Annotated in this window: 22 protein-coding genes, 1 tRNA gene and 1 pseudogene; 10 read left to right on the top strand and 14 right to left on the bottom strand. The window is 67.9% G+C overall.

Annotated features, from left to right (window positions below; all coding sequences use genetic code 11):
- Nucleotides 1-44 precede the first annotated feature (44 nt).
- From Q8R27_RS13905 to Q8R27_RS13895, 3 genes are all read left to right on the top strand, one after another.
- Complete coding sequence (locus Q8R27_RS13905) at nt 45-1,832, top strand: acyl-CoA dehydrogenase C-terminal domain-containing protein (RefSeq protein WP_305699582.1); 1,788 nt, start codon at nt 45-47, stop codon at nt 1,830-1,832.
- Nucleotides 1,832-2,305 carry an OsmC family protein gene (locus tag Q8R27_RS13900; RefSeq protein WP_305699581.1) on the top strand — a complete coding sequence of 158 codons (474 nt, stop codon included), beginning with the start codon at nt 1,832-1,834 and terminating at the stop codon, nt 2,303-2,305. Before Q8R27_RS13905 ends, Q8R27_RS13900 begins: the two co-directional genes overlap by 1 nt.
- 92 nt (nt 2,306-2,397) lie before the next feature.
- Nucleotides 2,398-4,176, top strand: coding sequence for a response regulator (locus Q8R27_RS13895; protein ID WP_305699580.1), 1,779 nt, complete (start codon nt 2,398-2,400; stop codon nt 4,174-4,176).
- Here Q8R27_RS13895 and Q8R27_RS13890 read toward each other — a convergent pair.
- The 3 genes from Q8R27_RS13890 to Q8R27_RS13880 form a co-directional block, all read right to left on the bottom strand.
- Nucleotides 4,173-4,595, bottom strand: coding sequence for a very short patch repair endonuclease (locus tag Q8R27_RS13890; protein ID WP_305699579.1), 423 nt, complete (start codon nt 4,593-4,595; stop codon nt 4,173-4,175). The two genes, Q8R27_RS13895 and Q8R27_RS13890, sit on opposite strands and share 4 nt — an antisense overlap.
- Nucleotides 4,592-5,581 carry a cysteine synthase A gene (gene cysK / locus Q8R27_RS13885; RefSeq protein ID WP_305699578.1) on the bottom strand — a complete coding sequence of 330 codons (990 nt, stop codon included), beginning with the start codon at nt 5,579-5,581 and terminating at the stop codon, nt 4,592-4,594. Before cysK ends, Q8R27_RS13890 begins: the two co-directional genes overlap by 4 nt.
- Before the next feature lie 74 nt (nt 5,582-5,655).
- On the bottom strand, nt 5,656-6,795 hold the full coding sequence (locus Q8R27_RS13880; RefSeq protein ID WP_305699577.1) for a DNA cytosine methyltransferase: 1,140 nt from the start codon (nt 6,793-6,795) through the stop codon (nt 5,656-5,658).
- 46 nt (nt 6,796-6,841) lie between these two features.
- Here Q8R27_RS13880 and Q8R27_RS13875 point away from each other — a divergent pair, with 46 nt between their 5' ends.
- Nucleotides 6,842-7,276 carry a COG3650 family protein gene (locus Q8R27_RS13875; RefSeq protein WP_305699576.1) on the top strand — a complete coding sequence of 145 codons (435 nt, stop codon included), beginning with the start codon at nt 6,842-6,844 and terminating at the stop codon, nt 7,274-7,276.
- Between the two features lie 3 nt (nt 7,277-7,279).
- Here Q8R27_RS13875 and Q8R27_RS13870 read toward each other — a convergent pair whose 3' ends face one another.
- Entirely contained in the window at nt 7,280-8,029 is a 750-nt protein-coding gene (locus tag Q8R27_RS13870) for a Sir2 family NAD-dependent protein deacetylase (protein ID WP_305699575.1), read from the bottom strand.
- Between the two features lie 179 nt (nt 8,030-8,208).
- Here Q8R27_RS13870 and Q8R27_RS13865 point away from each other — a divergent pair, with 179 nt between their 5' ends.
- Both Q8R27_RS13865 and Q8R27_RS13860 read left to right on the top strand, forming a co-directional pair.
- Nucleotides 8,209-8,349 carry a hypothetical protein gene (locus tag Q8R27_RS13865; RefSeq protein WP_305699574.1) on the top strand — a complete coding sequence of 47 codons (141 nt, stop codon included), beginning with the start codon at nt 8,209-8,211 and terminating at the stop codon, nt 8,347-8,349.
- A gap of 99 nt (nt 8,350-8,448) precedes the next feature.
- A complete protein-coding gene (locus Q8R27_RS13860) occupies nt 8,449-9,750 on the top strand; it encodes an ammonium transporter (protein WP_305699573.1) in 1,302 nt (433 codons plus the stop codon).
- 36 nt (nt 9,751-9,786) lie between these two features.
- On the opposite strand, the gene Q8R27_RS13855 is transcribed toward Q8R27_RS13860, so the two are convergent.
- From Q8R27_RS13855 to Q8R27_RS13825, 7 genes are all read right to left on the bottom strand, one after another.
- Nucleotides 9,787-10,041 (bottom strand): DUF1150 domain-containing protein, encoded by a 255-nt coding sequence (locus Q8R27_RS13855; RefSeq protein WP_305699647.1) that lies wholly within the window; start codon nt 10,039-10,041, stop codon nt 9,787-9,789.
- A gap of 45 nt (nt 10,042-10,086) precedes the next feature.
- Nucleotides 10,087-10,509 (bottom strand): Hsp20 family protein, encoded by a 423-nt coding sequence (locus tag Q8R27_RS13850; protein WP_305699572.1) that lies wholly within the window; start codon nt 10,507-10,509, stop codon nt 10,087-10,089.
- Between the two features lie 117 nt (nt 10,510-10,626).
- Nucleotides 10,627-11,070: a hypothetical protein gene (locus Q8R27_RS13845; RefSeq protein ID WP_305699571.1), complete on the bottom strand. Its 444-nt coding sequence runs from the start codon at nt 11,068-11,070 to the stop codon at nt 10,627-10,629.
- A 65-nt stretch (nt 11,071-11,135) separates the two neighbouring features.
- Nucleotides 11,136-11,780: a DUF6134 family protein gene (locus Q8R27_RS13840; RefSeq protein ID WP_305699570.1), complete on the bottom strand. Its 645-nt coding sequence runs from the start codon at nt 11,778-11,780 to the stop codon at nt 11,136-11,138.
- Between the two features lie 17 nt (nt 11,781-11,797).
- Nucleotides 11,798-12,628: an outer membrane protein gene (locus Q8R27_RS13835; RefSeq protein ID WP_305699569.1), complete on the bottom strand. Its 831-nt coding sequence runs from the start codon at nt 12,626-12,628 to the stop codon at nt 11,798-11,800.
- Nucleotides 12,629-12,712: 84 nt separating this feature from the next.
- Nucleotides 12,713-13,054 carry a DMT family protein gene (locus Q8R27_RS13830; protein ID WP_305699568.1) on the bottom strand — a complete coding sequence of 114 codons (342 nt, stop codon included), beginning with the start codon at nt 13,052-13,054 and terminating at the stop codon, nt 12,713-12,715.
- 69 nt (nt 13,055-13,123) lie between these two features.
- Entirely contained in the window at nt 13,124-13,555 is a 432-nt protein-coding gene (locus Q8R27_RS13825; protein WP_305699567.1) for a DUF1801 domain-containing protein, read from the bottom strand.
- Nucleotides 13,556-13,583: 28 nt separating this feature from the next.
- Between Q8R27_RS13825 and Q8R27_RS13820 the strand changes: the two genes are divergently transcribed.
- Nucleotides 13,584-13,964 carry a DUF4440 domain-containing protein gene (locus tag Q8R27_RS13820; protein ID WP_305699566.1) on the top strand — a complete coding sequence of 127 codons (381 nt, stop codon included), beginning with the start codon at nt 13,584-13,586 and terminating at the stop codon, nt 13,962-13,964.
- A 499-nt stretch (nt 13,965-14,463) separates the two neighbouring features.
- On the opposite strand, the gene Q8R27_RS13815 is transcribed toward Q8R27_RS13820, so the two are convergent.
- The 3 genes from Q8R27_RS13815 to Q8R27_RS13805 form a co-directional block, all read right to left on the bottom strand.
- Entirely contained in the window at nt 14,464-15,363 is a 900-nt protein-coding gene (locus Q8R27_RS13815) for a LysR family transcriptional regulator (RefSeq protein ID WP_305699565.1), read from the bottom strand.
- Nucleotides 15,364-15,833: 470 nt separating this feature from the next.
- Nucleotides 15,834-15,909, bottom strand: a tRNA-Ala gene (locus tag Q8R27_RS13810).
- 122 nt (nt 15,910-16,031) lie between these two features.
- A complete protein-coding gene (locus tag Q8R27_RS13805; RefSeq protein ID WP_305699564.1) occupies nt 16,032-16,502 on the bottom strand; it encodes a TIGR02300 family protein in 471 nt (156 codons plus the stop codon).
- Nucleotides 16,503-16,617: 115 nt separating this feature from the next.
- Between Q8R27_RS13805 and aroA the strand changes: the two genes are divergently transcribed.
- The 3 genes and pseudogenes from aroA to Q8R27_RS13790 form a co-directional block, all read left to right on the top strand.
- On the top strand, nt 16,618-17,943 hold the full coding sequence (gene aroA / locus Q8R27_RS13800; protein ID WP_305699563.1) for a 3-phosphoshikimate 1-carboxyvinyltransferase: 1,326 nt from the start codon (nt 16,618-16,620) through the stop codon (nt 17,941-17,943).
- A 37-nt stretch (nt 17,944-17,980) separates the two neighbouring features.
- Nucleotides 17,981-18,622 carry a (d)CMP kinase gene (gene cmk / locus Q8R27_RS13795; RefSeq protein WP_305699562.1) on the top strand — a complete coding sequence of 214 codons (642 nt, stop codon included), beginning with the start codon at nt 17,981-17,983 and terminating at the stop codon, nt 18,620-18,622.
- Between the two features lie 194 nt (nt 18,623-18,816).
- Nucleotides 18,817-19,680: pseudogene (locus Q8R27_RS13790) on the top strand (S1 RNA-binding domain-containing protein); the annotation flags it as partial.
- Nucleotides 19,681-19,733 lie beyond the last annotated feature (53 nt).

Genomic DNA, 19,733 nt, shown 5'->3' with positions numbered 1-19,733 from the left:
GCGGGCCTGCCCGTACGGTCCGCGGCGTATCGCCGGAGCCGTCCATGACCTACCAACCGCCTGTGCGCGATCAGCTCTTTGTGCTGCGCGACGTGCTGGAGCTCGAACGGTACGCCAACCTGCCGGGCTTCGCCGACGCGACGCCCGACCTGGTCGAGCAGATCCTGGAAGAGGCGGCGCGCTTCTGCGGCGAGGTGCTGGCGCCGCTGAACGCTGTGGGCGACAAGCAGGGCTGCCGGTGGAGCCCGGACCATACCGTGGCCACGCCGGACGGCTTCAAGGCGGCCTATCAGCAGTTCGTCGACGCAGGCTGGCCGGCGCTGGGCGCCGAGCCTGCCTACGGCGGCCAGGGCCTGCCCGCTGTGGTCAACCTGGCCGTCTCGGAGATGTCGTCCGGCGCCAACATGGCGTTCGCCATGTATCCGGGCCTGACGCACGGCGCCTATTCCGCGATTCTGAATGGCGGATCGCAGGCGCAGAAGGACCTCTACCTTCCCAGGCTGGCGTCCGGTCAGTGGGCGGGGACCATGAACCTCACCGAGCCGCATTGCGGCACCGACCTGGGTCTGTTGCGCACCAAGGCGGTCGCCCAAGGCGACGGCAGCTATCGGATCAGCGGCCAGAAGATCTGGATCAGCGGCGGCGAGCAGGATCTTACCGAGAACATCGTCCACCTGGTGCTGGCTCGCATCGAGGGCGCGCCGGCCGGCGTACGCGGCATCAGCCTGTTCATCGTGCCGAAGTTCATCCCGAACGCGGATGGGACGCTGGGCGACCGCAACGGCGTCAAATGCCTGGGCCTGGAATCCAAGATGGGCATTCATGGCAACGCCACATGCGTCCTGGCCCATGACGAATCGATCGGCTGGCTGGTGGGCGAGGAGAACCGCGGCCTGGCGCTAATGTTCGTGATGATGAACGAGGCGCGGATCGGCGTCGGCCTGCAGGGGATCGCTCAGGCGGAGGGCGCCTATCAGGCCGCGGCCGCCTTCGCAAAAGAGCGACTGCAAGGGCGCGCGCTCACCGGGCCGAAGAATCCCGACGGTCCAGCCGATCCGATCATCGTCCACCCCGACGTGCGTCGCATGCTGCTGGACGCCGCCGCCATGGTCGAGGGCGGTCGCGCCTTCCTGTTCTGGACGGCGCTGCAGGGTGATCTGTCACATGCGGCGACCGATGAGGCAGAACGGCGCAAGGCGTCAGATTTCATGGCGCTGCTGACGCCGGTGGTGAAGGCGTTCCTCACCGACCAGGGGTTCCAGGTCTGCTCCAACGCCCTGCAGATTCACGGCGGCGCGGGCTACACCGAACACCTGCCGCTGAGCCAGTACCTGCGCGATGTGCGCATTTCGATGATCTACGAGGGGACCAACGGCGTGCAGGCGCTGGATCTCGTCGGGCGCAAGCTCGCCGCCGACGGCGGTCGCGCGGTGATGGCCTTCTTCACCGAGCTGGACGCCTATGCAGCGGCGAACAAAGACGACGAGGCCCTGGCGCCGATCATCGCCGGCCTCGCCCAGGCCAAGGGCGAACTTCAGGAAGCGACCCTGTGGCTGATGCAGAACGGCATGGCCAATCCCGACAACGCCGGCGCGGCCTCCAGCGACTACCTGCATCTATTCGGTCTGACCGCCCTGGCCTACATGTGGGCTCGGATCGCCAAGGTCTCCCAGGCGAAGGTCGCGGCCGGAGACACCGATCCCTTCTATGCGCGCAAGCTCGTCGTCGCCCGCCACTTCCTGGAGCGCGTTCTGCCCCAGTCCGGCGCCCACCTGCGTAAACTGAAGGCCGGTTCACAAACGCTGATGAGCCTGCCGGCCGACGCCTTCTGATGGCGACCTATACCGCGCAGGTCGCCTGGGCGCTGGGCGAAGGCGAGGACTTCGCGCGCGGGCGCTACAGCCGCGCCCACATCCTGAGCTTCGATGGCGGCGCGCAGATCGACGCGTCGTCCTCGCCGCACGTCGTGCCGGCGCCCTGGTCTGTGGAGTCGGCGGTCGACCCGGAAGAGATGTTCGTCGCCGCCGTGGCCAATTGCCACATGCTCACCTTCCTGCATAAGGCGCGCGAGGCCGGCCTTCGCGTGCTGGGCTACCGCGACCACGCGGTCGGGGTGATGGAGCCCAACGCCGTCGGACGCCTGGCGATCACCCGCATCACCCTGCGCCCCGAGGTGATCTACGACGGCGCGGCTCCATCCACTGAGGCGAGCGAGGCGCTGCACCACGCTGCGCATCGCGATTGCTTCATCGCCAATTCGGTCACGACCGACATCCAGGTCGAGGGCCGCGCCGCCGTCGGTTGAACGGGCCGCTTTACCAATCCTTTCACCCTTTCACGTACCGCTGTTCTCGTGAGGCGCCGGCGACGGCCGCGCCTCCGGGGGAGGCTAATGCAGTGGTCAAGCTGCTCGACAGGATTCGCGAAGACGGCGTTGTCGAGACCATGGCCGCGCGACGCCAGGGTCAGCGCAGCCGCATGTTCCGCGCCGGCTGCCTCGCGGTCTGCCTGACGCCGGTGATAGGCTGGACGCTAGCGATCCTCTGGCTGGCGCTCTACAGCGCCGTACAGGCGCTCGATTTCGCGCTTTTCGGTTCAGAATCCGCACGCCGCCGACCGTTCAGCAAAGGGCTCGCGCTCACCTGGCTTGCCGTGAACAGCCTCGTATTCGGCGCACCGGTGCTGTTCACCTCGTCGAAGGGGAGCTGGGGGCTGGTCTACGGCCTGATGTTGCTGGTTGTCGGCATGCTGACGCCGCTGATGACCAATCAGGGCTCGCGCGCCGCCATCATCGCCGCCCTGGCGCCGTTCGCCGGCTACCTGTTGTTCGTGGCCTACACGGCGGGGAAGATCAGCGGATCGCCGATCATCGCCATATCCGCCGTCGCCCTGTGCGTGGTGATCGTCAACACCGCCCGGGAGCTCTGGCGCTCGGGCTCGGACTCGCGCGACGCCCGCAAGCGGGCCCACGCCGAGGCCGATCGTCGTCGCCTCGAGGCTGAGGCCGCGACCGCCGCCAAGTCCAGCTTCATCGCCATGGTCAGTCACGAGCTGCGCACGCCGATCAGCGCCATCCTGGCGGGGGCCGAGGCGATCGAGCGCAGCGCCGGCCCTAAAGCGGCGACACGGTCCAACGCTGCACTGATCGCCGAATCCGGCCGGATGATGCGCACCCTGCTCAACGACCTCCTCGACCTCTCCAAGATGGAGGCTGGGCGAATGGACATCGAGGTCATCACCTATGACCTGCCCGCGCTGATCTCCGACAGCGTCGCCTTCTGGTCGGCGGAGGCCGCCAAGAAGGGATTGTACCTGGAGCTCGAGGGCGTGGATGTCCTGCCGTCGCATGTGGCGGGCGACCCGACCCGGCTGCGTCAGATCCTCAACAACCTGTTCTCCAATGCGATCAAGTTCACCGACCACGGCGGCGTCACCCTCAGCGTGCTGGCCACCCGGCTGGAGGAGGATGTCCGCCTACCCAATGAAGACGCAGCCTGGATGGCGCGCTTCACGGTCGCCGACAGCGGCGACGGGATGAGCAGCGACCAGATCGCACGCCTGTTCACGCCTTTCGAGCAGACCCAGACGTCGATCGCCCGCACCCATGGCGGCACGGGCCTGGGCCTCACCATCAGCCGCGAGCTCGCCCGGCTGATGGGTGGCGATCTCTATGCCCGCAGCCGCCCCGGAGAAGGCGCCAGCTTCACCCTGGAGATCGCGCTTGCCGACGCCCGTCCCATGGAGGATGCCGCTGCGGAGACCCTGGCAACCTCCGTCGAAGACGTGCGTGTGCTGGTGGTGGACGACCACGAGGTCAACCGCCGCGCCGTCGCCCTGATGCTGGAGCCGTTCGGCGTTCAGCTCAGCGCCGCCTCGTCGGCCCGCGCCGCGCTCGAGCAACTCTCGGCGCATGTGTTCGACGTGGTGCTGATGGATGTCCACATGCCGGTCATGGACGGCCGAGAGGCTTGCCGGATGCTGCGCCGCACGCCAGGACCCAATCAGCATACGCCGGTGATCGCCTGCACCGCCTCAAGCGAGGCCACGGAGTGGGAGGCCTGCCGTCAAGCCGGCATGACCGGCCACGTGGCCAAGCCAATCGACGCCGCGGCGCTCCACGCCGCCATCGCCCGTGCGCTGATTCCGGTGAGCATCCAGGCCACGGCCGCCGCCTAGCAGCGGCCGATGACGCCCGCGAGGCGCGCGCGCAGCGCCGCCTCATCCTTCATCTCGCATTCCCATATGGTCTCGACCTGCCAGCCGTCGTCGGTCAGCGCCTGAGCAGCGCTGGCGTCGCGCGCCCGGTTGCGGGCGACCTTGGCCGTCCAGTACGTCGTGTTGGACTTCGGCGTCCGCGCCCCGCGCGCGCAGTCATGACCGTGCCAGAAGCAGCCGTGGACGAAGATCGCCAGCCGGCGGCCGGCCATCACCACGTCAGGCGATCCCGGCAGGTCCTTCCGATGCAGGCGGTAGCGGGCGCCCAGCGCCCAAAGCAGGCGACGCACCTTCATCTCCGGGCCGGTGTCGCGCCCCTTGACGCGGCGCATCACCGCCGAGCGGACGGCCGGCTCGAAGACGTCGGTGCGCGCGCTCACAGCCCTTCGAAGAGCGCCGTCGACAGGTAGCGCTCGGCGAAGCTCGGGATGATCGCCACGATCAACTTGCCAGCCATCTCCTCACGGGCCGCCACGTCAAAGGCTGCGATGAGGGCGGCGCCCGAGGAGATCCCGACCGGGATGCCCTCTTCGCGGGCGACGCGGCGGGCCATGGCGAAGCTGTCCTCGTTGGAGACCTGGATCACCTCGTCGATCACGCCGCGATCGAGGATCGAGGGCACGAAGCCCGCGCCGATCCCCTGGATCTTGTGCGGTCCGGGCGGTCCGCCCGAGAGAACCGGCGAAGCCTCGGGTTCCACCGCGACCATTCGCACCGAGGGCTTGCGGGCCTTCAGCGCCTGGCCGACGCCGGTGTGGGTGCCGCCCGTGCCGACGCCGGAGATCACCGCGTCGACGCCCCCCGCGGTGTCGTTCCAGATCTCCTCAGCGGTGGTCACCCGGTGGATCAGCGGGTTGGCGGCGTTGTCGAACTGCTGCGGCATCACCGCGCCGGGTGTCGCCTCGACCAGTTCCTTGGCGCGGGCGACGGCGCCGGCCATGCCGCGTTCGGCCGGCGTCAGTTCCAGCTTGGCGCCGAGGATCAGCAGCATTTTGCGCCGCTCCATCGACATGCTTTCCGGCATCACCAGGGTCAGCTTGTAACCCTTGGCGGCGGCGACGAACGCCAGCGCGATGCCGGTGTTGCCGCTGGTCGGCTCGACGATGGTCGAGCCCTCCTTCAGCACGCCCTTGGCCTCCAGGTATTCGATCATCGCCACGCCGATGCGATCCTTGACCGAAGCCATCGGATTGAAGAACTCGAGCTTGGCCAGCACTTCGCCGCGCGGTTTCAACGCGGCGTTGAGGCGGGGCAGACGCACCAGCGGCGTGTCGCCCATGGTGTCGATGATGCTGTCGAAGATCTTGCCACGGCCGGCTCGCTTGTGGCGCGCGGCGTCGTAGGTCTGGTCGGTGTTGGCGTCCATAAGGGGAGCTTCCGGTTCGAGAGTTGGCGTCGGGCCGCGAACCTAAGCGTTCCGTGTTTTTTTGGAAGCCGGCTTTATTCAGCGGCGAGCCGTACTGCGCCGTTCAACAGGGGTTCCAGCAGGCCCTGGGCGAGCATGCGCACCACCGGCGCGGCCACGCCGTCGCCCGCCACATGCAGGGCGGCGGTGGCGGGGCTCGGCAACACATAGGCGTCGGGCAGACCCATCAGCCTGGCCGCCTCACGTGGCGACAGCAGGCGCGAACGCACCCCGCCGTCTTCGACCACGATGATCGTCTGCCGAGACGAACCCCCCCGGGGCGTGCGCAAGCATCCGGCCAGCCCATCGAAACGCACCTCGACGCGTTGCACCCGCACGCCGGCCTCAACGCGCATCCGGCGATAGGCCGCCCCCACGCTCCGGGCCGGCTGTGCGCGGTGGTGTTGGAGCCGCTGGCGGTGGGCGGGGGACATCAGGTCCAGCAGGCGCTGGGTGCGCGCAGGCGCATGCCAGGCCACGGCGTCGTCCGGCTCCAGCAGGCTGGCCAGCTCGGTGTTGCGCGCGGGCGGCGCGGCGAGCCGCCACCAGATCCAGTTCGCCTGCAGCGGCTGGGTCAACCGGGCGTGGGCGGCGCGCACGGCGCGCGTTTGGAACGGGCTGTCGCCGATGAGATGGGGTGAGGGCGGCTCGCGCGTGGCGATCACGAACACCCGCGGACGGGACTGCGGAAGGCAATGGGCGGCGTCGATCTCCAGCGCCCCCATCGCATATCCACGGGCGCTCAGAGTTTCGCACAGCGCCTGGAAGTCACGGCCGCCATTCGAGGTGAGGAGTCCGGTGACATTCTCGATCACCACCAGACGCGGCGCGCGGCCCTGGTCGTCGAGCCCCTCCATCAAACGCCAGAAGCCGAAGAAGGCCGAGGACCTGCCGCCGCCCAGGCCCGCGCGGGCGCCGGCGAGGCTGAAGTCCTGGCAGGGGGAGGAGGCCCAGGCGAGATCGGCCGCGTCGGGCAGGTCTTCGGCGCCGAGCCGCCAGACGTCGCCCTGGTGGAAATGCGCCTGGGCGTCCGGGAAGTTCGCCCGGTACGTCGCCGCCTTTACCGGATCGAAGTCGTTGGCGAACAGGCAGGTCCATTCCGCGCCGAGCCCCACCCGCGCCATACCGCCGCCGGCGAAGAACTCATAGAAGGTGAACGGGGCGTTTCGACTCATCGCAGGTGAGTCTAGCGTGATGGCGACCTGAAGAAAGGATGCCCGCATGCGCCCGATGGCCGTCTCCGTCGTTTGCCTCGCCTTGACCGCCTGCTCGCCCAAGACCGACGACGGTTCGCTGAGCCAAGAGCCCGCGGATGCGCCAAAAGCGGTGGAGCCCGCGCCTCTAGCGCCGCCAGCCGCACTGCCGGGCTTCAGCGGCGCGATAGACGCACGCGGGACGGAGCCGTTCTGGGCGCTGCAGATCCGCCCCGAGGGCTTGCGCCTGCAGCGTCCCGACAAGCCTGACGTCACGGCGGCGAATCCAGGCCCCCGCGCCGAGGGCGACGCCGCAGCCTGGGGCGCATCCACGGACGCGCTGCAGGTCCGGCTGCGCAAGGCCGCCTGTAGTGACGGCATGTCGGATCGGGAATACCCGATGAGCGCGGAGGTCCGTGCGGGTGCGGAGACCCTGACTGGCTGCGCCGACGCGACGTCCTGACTCTCAGCCGTTCGCCGGCGCCACGGCGCTCATCACCGCGCCGATCTCGCCGTGCAGCGCCAGGTCGGCGTAGGCGTCCTGGTCGGTGGGATCGCGATTGACGATCACCAGGCGTGCGCCGTTGCGCTTGGCCATCAACGGGAACGACGCCGCCGGCATCACCGACAGCGACGAGCCCAGCACCAGGAACAGATCGCAGGCCATGGTCTCAGCTTCTGCGCGGGCCATCGGCGCAGGCGGCATCGGCTGGCCGAAAGAGACGGTTGCGACTTTCACGACGCCGCCACAGGCGCGGCAGGCCGGCGGCGCGTCGGTGGCCAGGAACCCGTCGCGAAGGTCCGCGAGCTCATGCCGCAGCCCGCAGTCGAGGCAATGCGCGTAGCTGGCGTTGCCGTGCAGTTCGATCACCTGGGGGGGCGGGACGCCGGAGTCCTGGTGCAGGTTGTCGACGTTCTGGGTGATCACCGCGCGGGCCTTTCCGGCGTCGACCAGGCGGGCGACCGCGGCGTGGCCGGCGTTGGGTCGGGCGCCCACCCAGCGCGCGACGCCGGTGAAGGTGCGCCGCCATGCCTCTCGCCGCACGTCCTCGTCGGCGACGAACGACTGGAAGGGGATTGGACGGATCTTGGTCCACACCCCGCCGGGGCTGCGGAAATCCGGCACCCCGGATTCCGTCGAGATTCCCGCCCCGGTGAACACCGCAATGCGGCGCGCATCGGCGATATATCGTGCGAGGTGATCCAGAGGCTGCATGGTGAACGATCCTGGCCCGGATCACCGGAACGGCGCAACGGCCTGGCGTCGCGCTGAGCGTCTAGACAATCATAAGGTGTATCCCTACCGTCCAGATGGTGGGGGTATGGTGAATGAGTGAGGATGGCGACCGCCCGTATTGGCGCGGCCTGTTGGCGGATGAGTGGACAGAGGCGGGCTTGCCGGAAGACGAATCGTTCCTCGCGGAATTCTCGGCGTTCCTGGATGGGGCGAGTCGATTGCCGCCTGCCCGGTTGAAGGCGTTGATCGAGGCGGTGCGTCAGGCGCTCGCCGACCAGCTCGACGGCGACGCGTCATGAGCACGCGAGAATGCGATGCTCGCGAATTGGGCGATTCACGCTTATAACCCGAGCATTCGGACGCGGTCGGGAGCGACGTCCGCGCAAGGGGGAGGCTGCATGCCCAGGATCTGCCGCGGCGCGCGCGTCGGTGCGCTCGCCGCGATGTTTGCGACCATCGCCTCAAGCGCCGGCGCCCAGGCTTCAGGCCAGGTGAACGCCGGCGACACCGCCTGGGTGCTCGCCGCCACCGCGCTGGTGCTGTTCATGACCTTGCCGGGATTGGCGCTGTTCTACGCAGGCCTGGTCCGGTCGAAGAACGTGCTTTCGGTGATGGCCCACTGCGTGGCGATCGCCTGCCTGGCTTCGGTTCTGTGGCTGCTGGGCGCCTACAGCCTGTCGTTCTCCGGGAGCGGGCCGATGATCGGCGACTTCGCCAAGTTCGCCCTGATCGGGGTCGGCCGCGACCTTGTGGCCGGCACGCTGCCTGAGCCGCTGTTCTTCATGTTCCAGATGACCTTCGCGATCATCACGCCGGCGCTGATCGTCGGCGCCTTCGTCGAGCGCATCAAGTTCTCCGCCGTGCTGCTGTTCTCGGCGGCGTGGCTGTTCGTGGTCTATGCGCCGGTCTGCCACTGGGTGTGGGGTGGCGGCTGGCTGACGGCGCGCGGCGTCATGGACTACGCCGGCGGCCTGGTGGTTCACGCCACGGCGGGCGTCTCCGCGCTGGTGCTGGCCTGGCGCCTCGGTCCGCGCGACGGATTCCCGCGGGAGCTTTCGCCGCCGCACAATCCGGGCATGACCATGACCGGCGCCGGCATGCTGTGGGTCGGCTGGTACGGCTTCAACGGGGGCAGCGCGCTCAGCGCCGGGGCCGACGCGGCGTCAGCGCTGATGGTCACCCACCTGTCAGCGGCGACGGCGGGGCTGGTCTGGGCGTTCATCGAATGGCGCAGATTCCGCCGGGCCAGCATGGTCGGGCTGGTCACCGGCGTGGTGGCGGGCCTGGCCACCGTCACGCCGGCTTCGGGCTTCGTCGGCCCGCTGGGCGGCGTGGTGCTGGGCGCCGCCGGTAGCTTCGTCTGCTATCAGGCGGTGGAGCTGATCAAACATCGGCTGAAGATCGACGATTCCCTGGACGTGTTCGCCGTGCATGGCGTCGGCGGCATCCTGGGGACCTTGCTGGTCGCTGGCCTCGCGGCGCCTGAGCTGGGCGGCAAGGGTTACGCCGAGGGGGTCGGGCCGGTGCAACAACTGTTCACCCAGGCGCTTGGCGTCGGCGCCACCATCGTCTGGTCGGCCGTCGCGACGCTGATTCTGGCGGTGGTGCTTGAGCGCACGATCGGATTGCGCGCGCGCGACGAGGCCATCGAAGAGGGGCTGGACATGGCCGCTCACGGCGAGCGGGCCTACAACCCCTGATCGACGGCGGTCGCGCCGTATTGTCGTCAGGCGGATCTAGTGGACCGAAACAGGCGCCAGTTCGTGCGCCAAGGCGGCGGCGACCGCTGAATCGCGATCGGTCATCACCGCCAGCCGTTCGCCGTCGGCGCGGTGCACTGCATAGAGCGTTTGATTGGGTTCAAGCTCGAACCCTTCCACCAGGCCGTTCGGCGTGCCGGCCAGGATCTCGGCGGCCTTGACCGGGCGCACGTACACCAGGTCCGGCGCGCCCAAGGCTGCAAAGGCTTCAGTCGTTAAAACGGGCGTCATCATGACCACCTCCAACTAAGTCAACGTCGCGAACGGCTGCAAAGTTCAGCCGGCCGTCCGGATTGGGATACGGCGCACCAATCGCTCCGGTTCTGGGCGGAACAGCTCGATGTGCAGCAGGCCGTGCTCAAGAACGCAGCCGCGGACCTCCATCCCGTCCGCCAGAACGAAGCTGCGGACGAAGCCGCGAGCGGCTATTCCGCGGTGCAGATAGGCGTCCTCGGTCTTGGCCTGCGCGTCGTCACGCTTGCCGGCGACCACCAGTTGGCGGTCCTCGACAGTCACCTGGAGCTGATCGGGCGTGAAGCCTGCCACCGCCAGGGTGATGCGCAAATCGCCGCCGCCACGGTCTTCGACATTGTACGGCGGGTAGCTTTCGGCCGCCGCCTTGGCGGCGCGTTCCGCCAGCGCGCGGGTATGCTCGAACCCGAGCAGGAAAGGGCTGTCGAACAGCAGAGACCGGTTCATCGCAAGAAGAGTCCTCGAACAAGCGACTCTCTGGCGGCAGCGCCCTGCATAGGCGCGCAGCCGCCAGACAGGACTTATCTGGGGATCAGGCTGCGCCGTTTCAACGCCGCGCCGGGCTCAGCGCCCGGCCAGGTATTTCACGCCGTTGTAGCGGTACTTGGGCGACGGGCCGAAGCCCGGGCCGCCGACCTCGATGTCGGGCCAGCCGTTATGCTTGGTGGCCAAGGGGCTCGCGACGCCCACCTCGTCGAGCAGGATCGTCCAGCCAGTCGGACGCTTGGTGACCAACACAAACGCCTCTGCGGTGGCGCCGTAGCAAAACACGCTGCTCTCGCGGACCCAGGCTTCCGGGGCGCCGTCGCCGTTCAGGTCGGCGACCTCGATGGAGCCGTTCTGGTGTGAGCTCGTCTGGGTGTCGTCGCAGCGCACCCATTCGCGCCCTTTGGCCTTGAAGCCCGCGGCCTTGAACGCGGCCGCCTTGTCAGCGGGCGTCAGCGGTGCGGGCGCGGCCTGGGCCGCGGTGACGGCGGAAAGGGCGAGGGCAAGAACCAGCAGACGCATAGGAAGGCGCTCCAGGGACGAAGACCTTCACCATAGTTGCGCGCCGAGATGCGGCAAGCGGGCGCTTAGCGGCGGTACTCCAGCGTCGAGCCGTCCTCGAGCTTGCCACGTAGGCCCACCCAGACGCCGGACGCGTCGTACCAGTCGTCGATCTCCGCGTCGCCGCGCACTGTCCATCGGGTGGCGATCACGGACGGGGAGCCGGGCGGGGCGAGGCGCTCGGGGCCATGACGGCTGACCGACAGTTTGAGCAGCTTGCCGGTCTGCGGGTTGAACAGCGGCGCGCCGGCGAACACCTGCGGGTTCCAGTGGGTGAAGGGGAGGGCGTTCGCCGGCGCCGTCGTCTTGCCTTTTGCGGTCTCTATGGCGACGCCGGCCGGGCCGCTACGCGCCGACACCCGCTCATGCTTGCCGTTGCTGTCGGTGGTGGTCTCGAGGCTGGCGAAGCGACCGGCCTGCCAGCGCTCCACCGCGTGGTGGTGGTAACGGAAAACCGGCACCGGGCCGAGCTTGACCACCAGCTGGGCGTCGGTCGTCACGGTCTGAGCGCCAGGCGCGCCGGCGATGGTGGTCACCTGCTCGCCGACCAGGACGCCGTTGCGAAACACCTTGAACCGCAACCTCCCGCTCGGCGCGGCGAAAGCCCCCGGCGCCGCCGCCAGGGAAAGGGCGGCGCCCAGGACGCCGCGTCGCGTGTGATCGCCGAGCATCCCGGGCGCCATGTCGGTCAGAACCGGTAGCTGGCGGTGAACCGCACCGAATGGACTTCGAAGTCCTGTTCGCTGCGCTGGAAGTCGGTCCCGGAGGCGTTGACCAGCAGGAACGGATTGTTGGCCGGCGCAGGCCCTTGCGAACGCACGCGCGCGCCGCCGTCATCGAGCTTGGTGTAGATGTACTCGACGCCCAGGTTCACATTGTCGGTGAGCTTGTGTTCCAGCCCGCCGCCCCACTGGTAGCCATCGGCGTGGTCGTCGCCCGACAGCACGAAGGTGTTGGCGGTGTTGGTGCTGCCGAAGGTGTGGTCGATCTCGCCGCGCGCCGCTCCGCCGGTGGCGTAGATCAGGTTGCGGTCGAGGATGAAGCCGGCCCGGGCGCGAATTGCGGCCAGACCCTTGAGCTTGCGGGTCATGGTGTACTGCGCAGGCGTGGTCGAGAAGGCGCTGACGCTGTCGGTCACGTCGGTTCGGCTGGCCTCGGCGACCGCGCCGACCAGGAAGGAGCCCAGTTGCATGTCGTAGCCCACGCGCCCGCCGAACTCGGGACCGTCGTCGTCGCCATCGCATCCGGCCCCGGGCGTCGAGGCCGCCGCCGCGCCGCCGCAGAAGCCGGGCGAAAAGGCGTTGGCGCCCGCCGCGGTGTTCACCGTGTTGTTGAAATTCCCGTCGAGATTGGTGTCGAACAGGATGCTTTCGCCGTCGTTGTCCGACTGGCTGGCCGCACCGGCGTGCGCGCCGACATAGAAGCCCGTCCAGTCAGCGGCTTGCGCCTGCGCGACGGTTCCGGCGCCCAGCACCGACAAAGCTGCGACGCTCGCCGCGGCTATCGTGAATCTCGACATCAAATCCTCCATCCGGCCAAGCGCCGGACGGCAGGTACGCGCGAGCGGGCGCTTTGGATGCGTTGCAGTGCAGCAATGTGCTGCCTAGAGGCGGATGTCGTCGGCGAAGATGAAGGCCACTGCGCCGACCATGCAGGCGAACGCCGCAGCGTGGTTCCACTTCAGCTTCTCGCCCAGCACCAAGGTGGCGAAGCCGGCGAACACCAGCAGGGTGATAACCTCTTGGATGATTTTGAGCTGGCCGACCGTGTAGCCCTGCGCGAAGCCCAGCCGGTTGGCCGGCACGGCGAAGCAGTACTCGACGAGCGCTATCCCCCAGCTCGCCAGCACCACGACCCACAGCGGCTTGTCGGTGAATTTCAGATGCCCGTACCAGGCTACCGTCATGAACAGGTTGGAACAGACCAGCAGGGCGATCGGCAGCACAGGCAAACTCCATCAGGCGGATTGTGGGCAGGCGGTGTCGCCGCGCGCCGTGGGCAGGGCGAATGAAGGCTAGCGGGAAAGGTCGGTGGGATCGCCGAGTTCCACATTGAGCCTGTGGGCTTCGGCGGCCAATCGGGCGGCGGTGTCGGGCGCGTCACCCTCTCGCAGAACGAGCCGGGCCATCTCGTATTTGCCGCCTGGCTCTAGGCGCGGTTCGATCGCTTTCAACCGCTGGCCACGCCACAGCCCCAGCAGGACTCTGTCCGCCTCCGCGCGGATCAGAACGGCCGGGCCGTTGGCGAGATAGACCAGGTGGCCCCACTTGATCGTCTCGGAGAACGGGGCGGCCGAGGTGACGGCGCCGCGCAACTTGCGGACGCAATCGGCCTGCCAGCCCGCCAGTCCTGCGACATAGGATTCCGGGTTCGCCGCCACCTGTGCTTTCTGCAAGAGATCCTCGAGGGTGACTTCAGCCTGGCGGCCAAGCTGAATCCAGACCACTCCCGTTACGCTCGATCAAGGTCCTGCAATGCCAGCCCCCGACGCCGCGATCCGCGCAAAACGCAAACTGACCAACCGCCTCATCGCCGCCCATGACGCCGTCCGACTACGCCCGCACCTGACCGACGACATGGTGCTGATCGCCGGCGACGGCGCCTTGATCCACGGCGCGGATGCGGTGGTCGCCGCCTTCGCCGGCCAGTTCGCCGAGGCCGCCTTCGTGGACTATGTGCGCACCACGGAGAGCGTCGAACTCGCCGCAGACGGCGCCCGCGCCGCCGAGGCGGGTCGCTGGGCCGGACGCTGGAAGGGCGGGATCGAGATGAGCGGCGTCTATCTGGCCGCCTGGCGGGAGCGCCGCGGCCAGTGGCTGCTGGAGCGAGAGTTGTACGTCACTCTGCAGGGGTGATCGTCGGAAAGGCCTTTATGGTGGAGCTAAGCGGAGTCGAAGCGCTGACCTCTCGAACGCCAGGGCCGAGCGGCTGGAGACCGCTTCGCGGCGCGCACCGCTTGGATCCGGCTATTCCCAGATGGCGCAATCACCAAGATCGCGCCCAACCTAAGCACGATCGTGCTTAGGTCCCCATGGGCAGTTATAGGCTGAGGCTACTGGACCTCGCAAATATGAGCGGGTTCCGCACCTTCGTTCGAGAAGCCATTAGACGACGGCGACATCCCCTGAGGATCACCGTTAGCCATGTCATCTCAGTCTACGATAGACGCCTACAAGAAACTCGCAGCAGGGCTGTTCGAACAGGCGCAGAAAACTGCGAACCCGCTAGAAAAGAAACTACTCATTGACGCCGCCATTCATTGGCATGGCCGGGCGATATCGGCCGAAGCCCTCTACGGAATCCAAGGGGGTTCCTGCGCCAACGCCGATCCGAACTAAGAGCCAGAATAGATTCCTACGGGATAGTCTTTCCAGACTCGTCCTGGAGGGCGAAACCCACCTCTGCCGCATAGAGCACTAGCTTTGCAACGATGGGCGAGTAGCTGGACGGTCGTGTGGTGATCGCGACGAATTGCACCGCGAAAGTCCAATCGAGGTCCAATCGCACCAGCTCTCCTGCGTCGAGGAGTGACTGAACCACATAGAGGGGCGCGATCAGCGTACACGCTCCGCTCAAAGCTAAGGTCACCAGGGGGTCATAGTCGCTGGCGGTATAATGTGATGGACGTGCGCTATCATCGCGCAGCCCAAGGATCTCGGTGTTGGTGTACAAACCGACCATGGAGCCCGCTGCGCGAAATTCGGCGAAGCGAGCGACCGAAATCGGTCCCTCGGCCGCGAGGGGATGGTTCGGTGAACTCACGGCGACCACCCTGGCCGCCATGATGGGGGTGACGACAAGGGCCTCATCCATGATCTCGTCGCCGACCGCGCACACCACCAGATCAAGCTCTCGCGCTTTGAGAAGCGGGAGCAGCTTATCGCGATCGTGGACATCAATGTGCAAGCTCAAGGCCGGGTGCTGCTCCGCGATCAATCGGACGTAGCGCGGCAGGAAATTGGGCTTCAAAGCCGCGCCGACCCCCAGGCGAAACAGCCCGCTCTCGCCACCAGCGATCAGCTCCGCATCGCGGATTATACTCTCCGTCTCGGCCAGAACCCTGACAGCACGTTGCGCGATGATCTCGCCGATGGGCGTAAGCTCCGAGCCTGTCGGGGTTCGATCGAAGAGGCGAACGCCCAGTTGGTCTTCGAGCCGCGCGATCGCTGTGGACAGGCTCGGTTGAGAAATACCCAAAAACTCTGCCGCCCGGGCGAAGCTTCCATGCGCCTGCACCGCGAGCATTTGGCGCATGTTCCGAAGATCCATAGCGCAAGCGTACACGCGCGGCGGCGACGCCAGCAAGGTCGCCGAAGGGGGCCTAGTCTTCATTGGTCATGGCGACCGCGGCGGTAGCTCGCGTTCTTGGACGACTTCCTCAGCCATTTGCCCTCGCGCGGTCCTTTGAAGCTCGCCTGTCGCACAGGCGATGCGCCTTGCGCGCTCCGCTGAACCCGGCGCGCGGCCTTCGTCTCGCTGCCGTATTCATCCTTGAGAACGGTTGGGGGCGCTGGGGGCGGCGGAGGAAGGCCCGACCGCGAATTCCGCTATCGTCTTAAGACCCGTGGGAGAGGTGTGGTGCGCGATGCCCCTGCAGCGCAGGCGCTACATTTCGTCCCCTAAAACGCAAACTGGGGCCCGGCTGATGGCCCCTTTCGGCCAAATCCGTTGATGCCGCCTTCTGAAAATGGTGAAGCCCTCCAGCGGGTTGCTGGAGGGCTTCATGGTGGAGCTAAGCGGAGTCGAACCGCTGACCTCTTGAATGCCATTCAAGCGCTCTACCAGCTGAGCTATAGCCCCGGGGTCGTTTCGGGTTTCGCGCCCCGGCGTCTCCGCCGGTCCGGGAAGGCGCGGAACCTATTCAAACGATTGCGCGCGATCAAGCCGCCTTGTTGCGGAATTCGACCGCGCGCATCTGTTCCTCAGCGTTCGTCGTCCTCGCCGGGCAGGCCGTCGATCTCGGTCTCGTCGAATTCGTCGTCTTCGTCGTCCTCCAGGAACGGCACGTCGGCGTCGTCTTCGAGATCCTCGTCGTCCTCGCTGAATTCGGTGAGGTCGTCCTCGGCGGCGGGCGCGACGCCGGGTTCGGCGTCCTCGTCGTCGTCGCTGGTGATCACCGGATCGTCGATCGGCTCATCGATCTCTGGCGCGCTGACTTCCTCTTCTTCTTCCTCTTCGTCCTCCGCCTCGTCGGCGTCGGCGACGACCAGGTCTTCGGCCTCGTCGGGCTCAGGCGCCACGGCGCGGGTGCGCACCCGGCGGGTGCGGACCGCCTCGTCAGGGTCGAATTCGTTGGCGCACTTGGGGCAGACGGCGGGGCGTCGCCCGAGGTCGTAGAACTTGGCTTGGCAGTTCGGGCAGATCTGTTTGGTGCCCAGCTCGGGATTGGCCAAAGGCTATGACTTTCTCTGCGTCGGACTTGGAAGCGGGCTCCCTTGCCACGCGCGAACGCCACTGTCAAAAGCAATCCCCAAGCCATTTTAAGCCTTTCCGGAGGGCGTCTTCACCATGACGGCGGCAGGATTGACCGCGCGGCGCGCAGGCCCGCTCCGCGGTCGCATCAGGGCGCCCGGCGATAAGTCGATCTCCCACCGCGCCTTGATCCTCGGCGCGCTGGCCCAAGGGGTCACCGAGATCGAGGGCCTGCTCGAGGGTGAGGACGTGCTGCGCACCGCCCAGGCGATGGCCAGTTTCGGCGCCAAGGTCGAACGATTGGGCGACGGGCGCTGGAAGATTGAAGGAAGAGGCGGGCTTGAGGAACCGGGCGACGTGGTCGACTGCGGCAACTCCGGCACCGGCGCGCGGCTGATCATGGGCGCGGCGGCGGGCTATGAACTCGCGGCGACCTTCACCGGCGACATGTCGCTGCGCGGCCGGCCGATGCGCCGGGTTCTGAACCCCTTGAGCGAAATGGGCGCACGCTGGGCCGGGCGTTCGGGCGGGCGCTTGCCGCTGACCCTGCAAGGCGGGGCGCTGAAGTATCTCTCTTACCGGCTGCCGGAGCCCTCGGCGCAGGTGAAGTCGGCGGTTCTGCTGGCTGGGCTGAACGCCGAGGGCGGGGCGCAGGTGATCGAGCCGGAGCCCACTCGCGACCACACCGAGCGGATGCTGCGGGCGTTCGGCGCGCGCATCGAGGTCGAGGACCGCGCCGACGGGCGCTACATCACCTTGCCGGGCGGCCAGTCGCTGAGCGCGGCTCAGGTGCGGGTGCCGGGAGATCCGTCGTCGGCGGCGTTCCCGCTGGTCGCCGCCCTGGTCACGCCGGGGTCGGAGGTGACGGTGGAGGGCGTGCTGCTCAACACCCTGCGCACCGGCCTGTTCACGACGCTTCGCGAGATGGGCGCGGACCTGACGATCTCCAACGCCCGCGAAGAAGGCGGCGAGCAGGTAGGCGACGTCACCGCCCGCCACTCGGCGCTGCATGGGGTCGTGGTGCCGCCCGACCGCGCGCCCTCGATGATCGACGAATATCCGATCCTGGCGGCTGCGGCGGCTTTCGCTGAGGGACCCACCGCCATGCGCGGCATCGGCGAGCTGCGGGTCAAGGAGAGCGACCGTATCGCCTTGATGGCGGCGGGCCTGGCGGCCTGCGGCGCCCAGGTGGAAGAGGAACCCGAGGGCCTGATCGTCGTCGGGACCGCGCGCGCCAACCATGCGGTGGCGGGTGGCGGGCGGGTCACCACCCGTGGCGACCACCGGATCGCCATGTCGCACCTGGTGCTGGGGCTGGCCGCCGACGCGCCGGTCGAGGTGGACGAGCCCGGGATGATCGCCACCAGCTTCCCCGGCTTCGTCGAGCTGATGCGCGGGCTGGGCGGCGAGATCGTCGCGTGACCCCTCTCCCTCTCGCTTTGCGGGGGAGAGGAGGGGTATGACCAGCTTCGTCATCACCGTCGACGGGCCGGCGGCGTCCGGCAAGGGCACGATCGCCAGCGCGCTGGGCGAGGCTTACGGCTTGCCGGTGCTGGATTCCGGACTGCTGTATCGAGCAGTCGGCGTGCTGTTGGAGCGCGCGGGCGGCGACCTGGACGATCCGGCCGCCGCCGCCGCCCAGGCGCGCGCTCTGACGCCGGACGCGCTTTCCGATCCCGCCTTCCGCACCCGCCGCGCTGGTGAGGCCGCCAGCCGAGTCGCGGTTCACGCTCCGGTGCGCGCGGCCCTCCTGGCGCTGCAGCGCAGTTTCGCCGCCCAGGCCGGCGGCGCGGTGCTGGACGGGCGCGACATGGGCACGGTGATCGCGCCTGAGGCGCCGGCGAAACTGTATGTCACGGCCTCGCCTGAGGTGCGGGCCCAGCGCCGCCATCGGCAACTCGAGGCGCAGGGTGAAGGCGTCTCACTCGCTGACGTGCTGGCCGACATCCGGCTGCGCGACGAGCGGGATGGCGGCCGCGCGGCCTCGCCCATGCGGCCCGCCGACGACGCCGTCTTGCTGGACACCTCGGAAATGACTATAGAGCAGGCCGCCGATGCGGCCCGCCGCATCGTAGAGGCGGCGCGCGCCGGCCGGGCCTGAACGGTCCACGGTAATCCCATCGCGCCTTTTCCTCGTACGGCTGCGGGCGACTTTTCTACGCGAACGACCTCCCTTCGACAGGGGCCGCGGTCCTCGCGCCTTCGGTTCAACCCCCAACAGACGCCGGGACTCCGACGCTGGATTCGCATGTGCGAGCCGGCCGGCCTCGCGTCATTCAGACCTGAAAGAGCCAAATGGCTGACGATCTAAGCCTCAATCCCTCGCGTGACGATTTCGCCGCGCTGCTCGACGAGTCCCTCGGCGGACGTGACTTCATGGAAGGCCAGGTGGTGCACGGCAAGGTCGTGGCCATCGAGAAGGACTTCGCGATCATCGACGTCGGCCTGAAGACCGAAGGCCGCGTGCAGATCAAGGAATTCGGCGTCGACGACGCCGGCAAGCCCACGCTGAAGGTCGGCGACGCCGTCGAGGTGTTCCTTGAGCGCGTCGAGAACGCCATGGGCGAGGCGGTCATCAGCCGCGACAAGGCCCGCCGCGAAGAGGCGTGGACGCGTCTGGAAGGCGTCTATGAGCGCAACGAACCGGTGGTCGGCTCAATCGTCGGCCGCGTGAAGGGCGGCTTCACTGTCGACCTCGGCGGCGCCTCGGCGTTCCTGCCCGGCTCGCAGGTCGACATCCGTCCGGTGCGCGACGTCGGTCCGCTGATGGGCCGCGAGCAGCCGTTCGCGATCCTCAAGATGGACCGCCCGCGCGGCAACATCGTGGTCTCGCGCCGCGCCATTCTGGAAGAAGCCCGCGCCGAACAGCGCACCGAGTTGGTCAGCCAGCTGCAGGAAGGCGAAGTCCGCGAAGGCGTGGTCAAGAACATCACCGACTACGGCGCGTTCGTGGACCTGGGCGGCATCGACGGCCTGCTGCACGTCACCGACATGAGCTGGAAGCGCGTCAACCACCCGAGCCAGGTGCTGGCGGTGGGCGACACGGTCAAGGTGCAGATCGTCAAGATCAATCCCGACACCCAACGCAGCTCGCTGGGCATGAAGCATCTCCAGTCGGACCCGTGGGACGTCGTGGAATCCAAGTATCCGGTGGGCGCGTAGTTCACCGGCCGGATCACCAACATCACCGACTACGGCGCCTTCGTGGAGCT

It is taken from the genome of Phenylobacterium sp. (assembly GCF_030697305.1).
Lineage (GTDB): Bacteria > Pseudomonadota > Alphaproteobacteria > Caulobacterales > Caulobacteraceae > Phenylobacterium.
This window is presented reverse-complemented; position numbering and strand designations above follow the sequence as displayed.

What these genes read in the sequence shown, in the direction of transcription:
- Q8R27_RS13840 (WP_305699570.1), bottom strand. Translation starts at nt 11,780, where the DNA reads ATGCTCGGCGATCACACGCGACGCGGCGTCCTGGGCGCCGCCCTTTCC.
- Q8R27_RS13835 (WP_305699569.1), bottom strand. Translation starts at nt 12,628, where the DNA reads ATGTCGAGATTCACGATAGCCGCGGCGAGCGTCGCAGCTTTGTCGGTG.
- Q8R27_RS13900 (WP_305699581.1), top strand. Translation starts at nt 1,832, where the DNA reads ATGGCGACCTATACCGCGCAGGTCGCCTGGGCGCTGGGCGAAGGCGAG.
- aroA (WP_305699563.1), top strand. Translation starts at nt 16,618, where the DNA reads ATGACGGCGGCAGGATTGACCGCGCGGCGCGCAGGCCCGCTCCGCGGT.
- Q8R27_RS13905 (WP_305699582.1), top strand. Translation starts at nt 45, where the DNA reads ATGACCTACCAACCGCCTGTGCGCGATCAGCTCTTTGTGCTGCGCGAC.
- Q8R27_RS13870 (WP_305699575.1), bottom strand. Translation starts at nt 8,029, where the DNA reads ATGCAGCCTCTGGATCACCTCGCACGATATATCGCCGATGCGCGCCGC.
- cysK (WP_305699578.1), bottom strand. Translation starts at nt 5,581, where the DNA reads ATGGACGCCAACACCGACCAGACCTACGACGCCGCGCGCCACAAGCGA.
- Q8R27_RS13880 (WP_305699577.1), bottom strand. Translation starts at nt 6,795, where the DNA reads ATGAGTCGAAACGCCCCGTTCACCTTCTATGAGTTCTTCGCCGGCGGC.
- Q8R27_RS13875 (WP_305699576.1), top strand. Translation starts at nt 6,842, where the DNA reads ATGCGCCCGATGGCCGTCTCCGTCGTTTGCCTCGCCTTGACCGCCTGC.
- Q8R27_RS13850 (WP_305699572.1), bottom strand. Translation starts at nt 10,509, where the DNA reads ATGAACCGGTCTCTGCTGTTCGACAGCCCTTTCCTGCTCGGGTTCGAG.
- Q8R27_RS13815 (WP_305699565.1), bottom strand. Translation starts at nt 15,363, where the DNA reads ATGCGCCAAATGCTCGCGGTGCAGGCGCATGGAAGCTTCGCCCGGGCG.
- Q8R27_RS13855 (WP_305699647.1), bottom strand. Translation starts at nt 10,041, where the DNA reads ATGACGCCCGTTTTAACGACTGAAGCCTTTGCAGCCTTGGGCGCGCCG.
- Q8R27_RS13820 (WP_305699566.1), top strand. Translation starts at nt 13,584, where the DNA reads ATGCCAGCCCCCGACGCCGCGATCCGCGCAAAACGCAAACTGACCAAC.
- cmk (WP_305699562.1), top strand. Translation starts at nt 17,981, where the DNA reads ATGACCAGCTTCGTCATCACCGTCGACGGGCCGGCGGCGTCCGGCAAG.
- Q8R27_RS13860 (WP_305699573.1), top strand. Translation starts at nt 8,449, where the DNA reads ATGCCCAGGATCTGCCGCGGCGCGCGCGTCGGTGCGCTCGCCGCGATG.
- Q8R27_RS13845 (WP_305699571.1), bottom strand. Translation starts at nt 11,070, where the DNA reads ATGCGTCTGCTGGTTCTTGCCCTCGCCCTTTCCGCCGTCACCGCGGCC.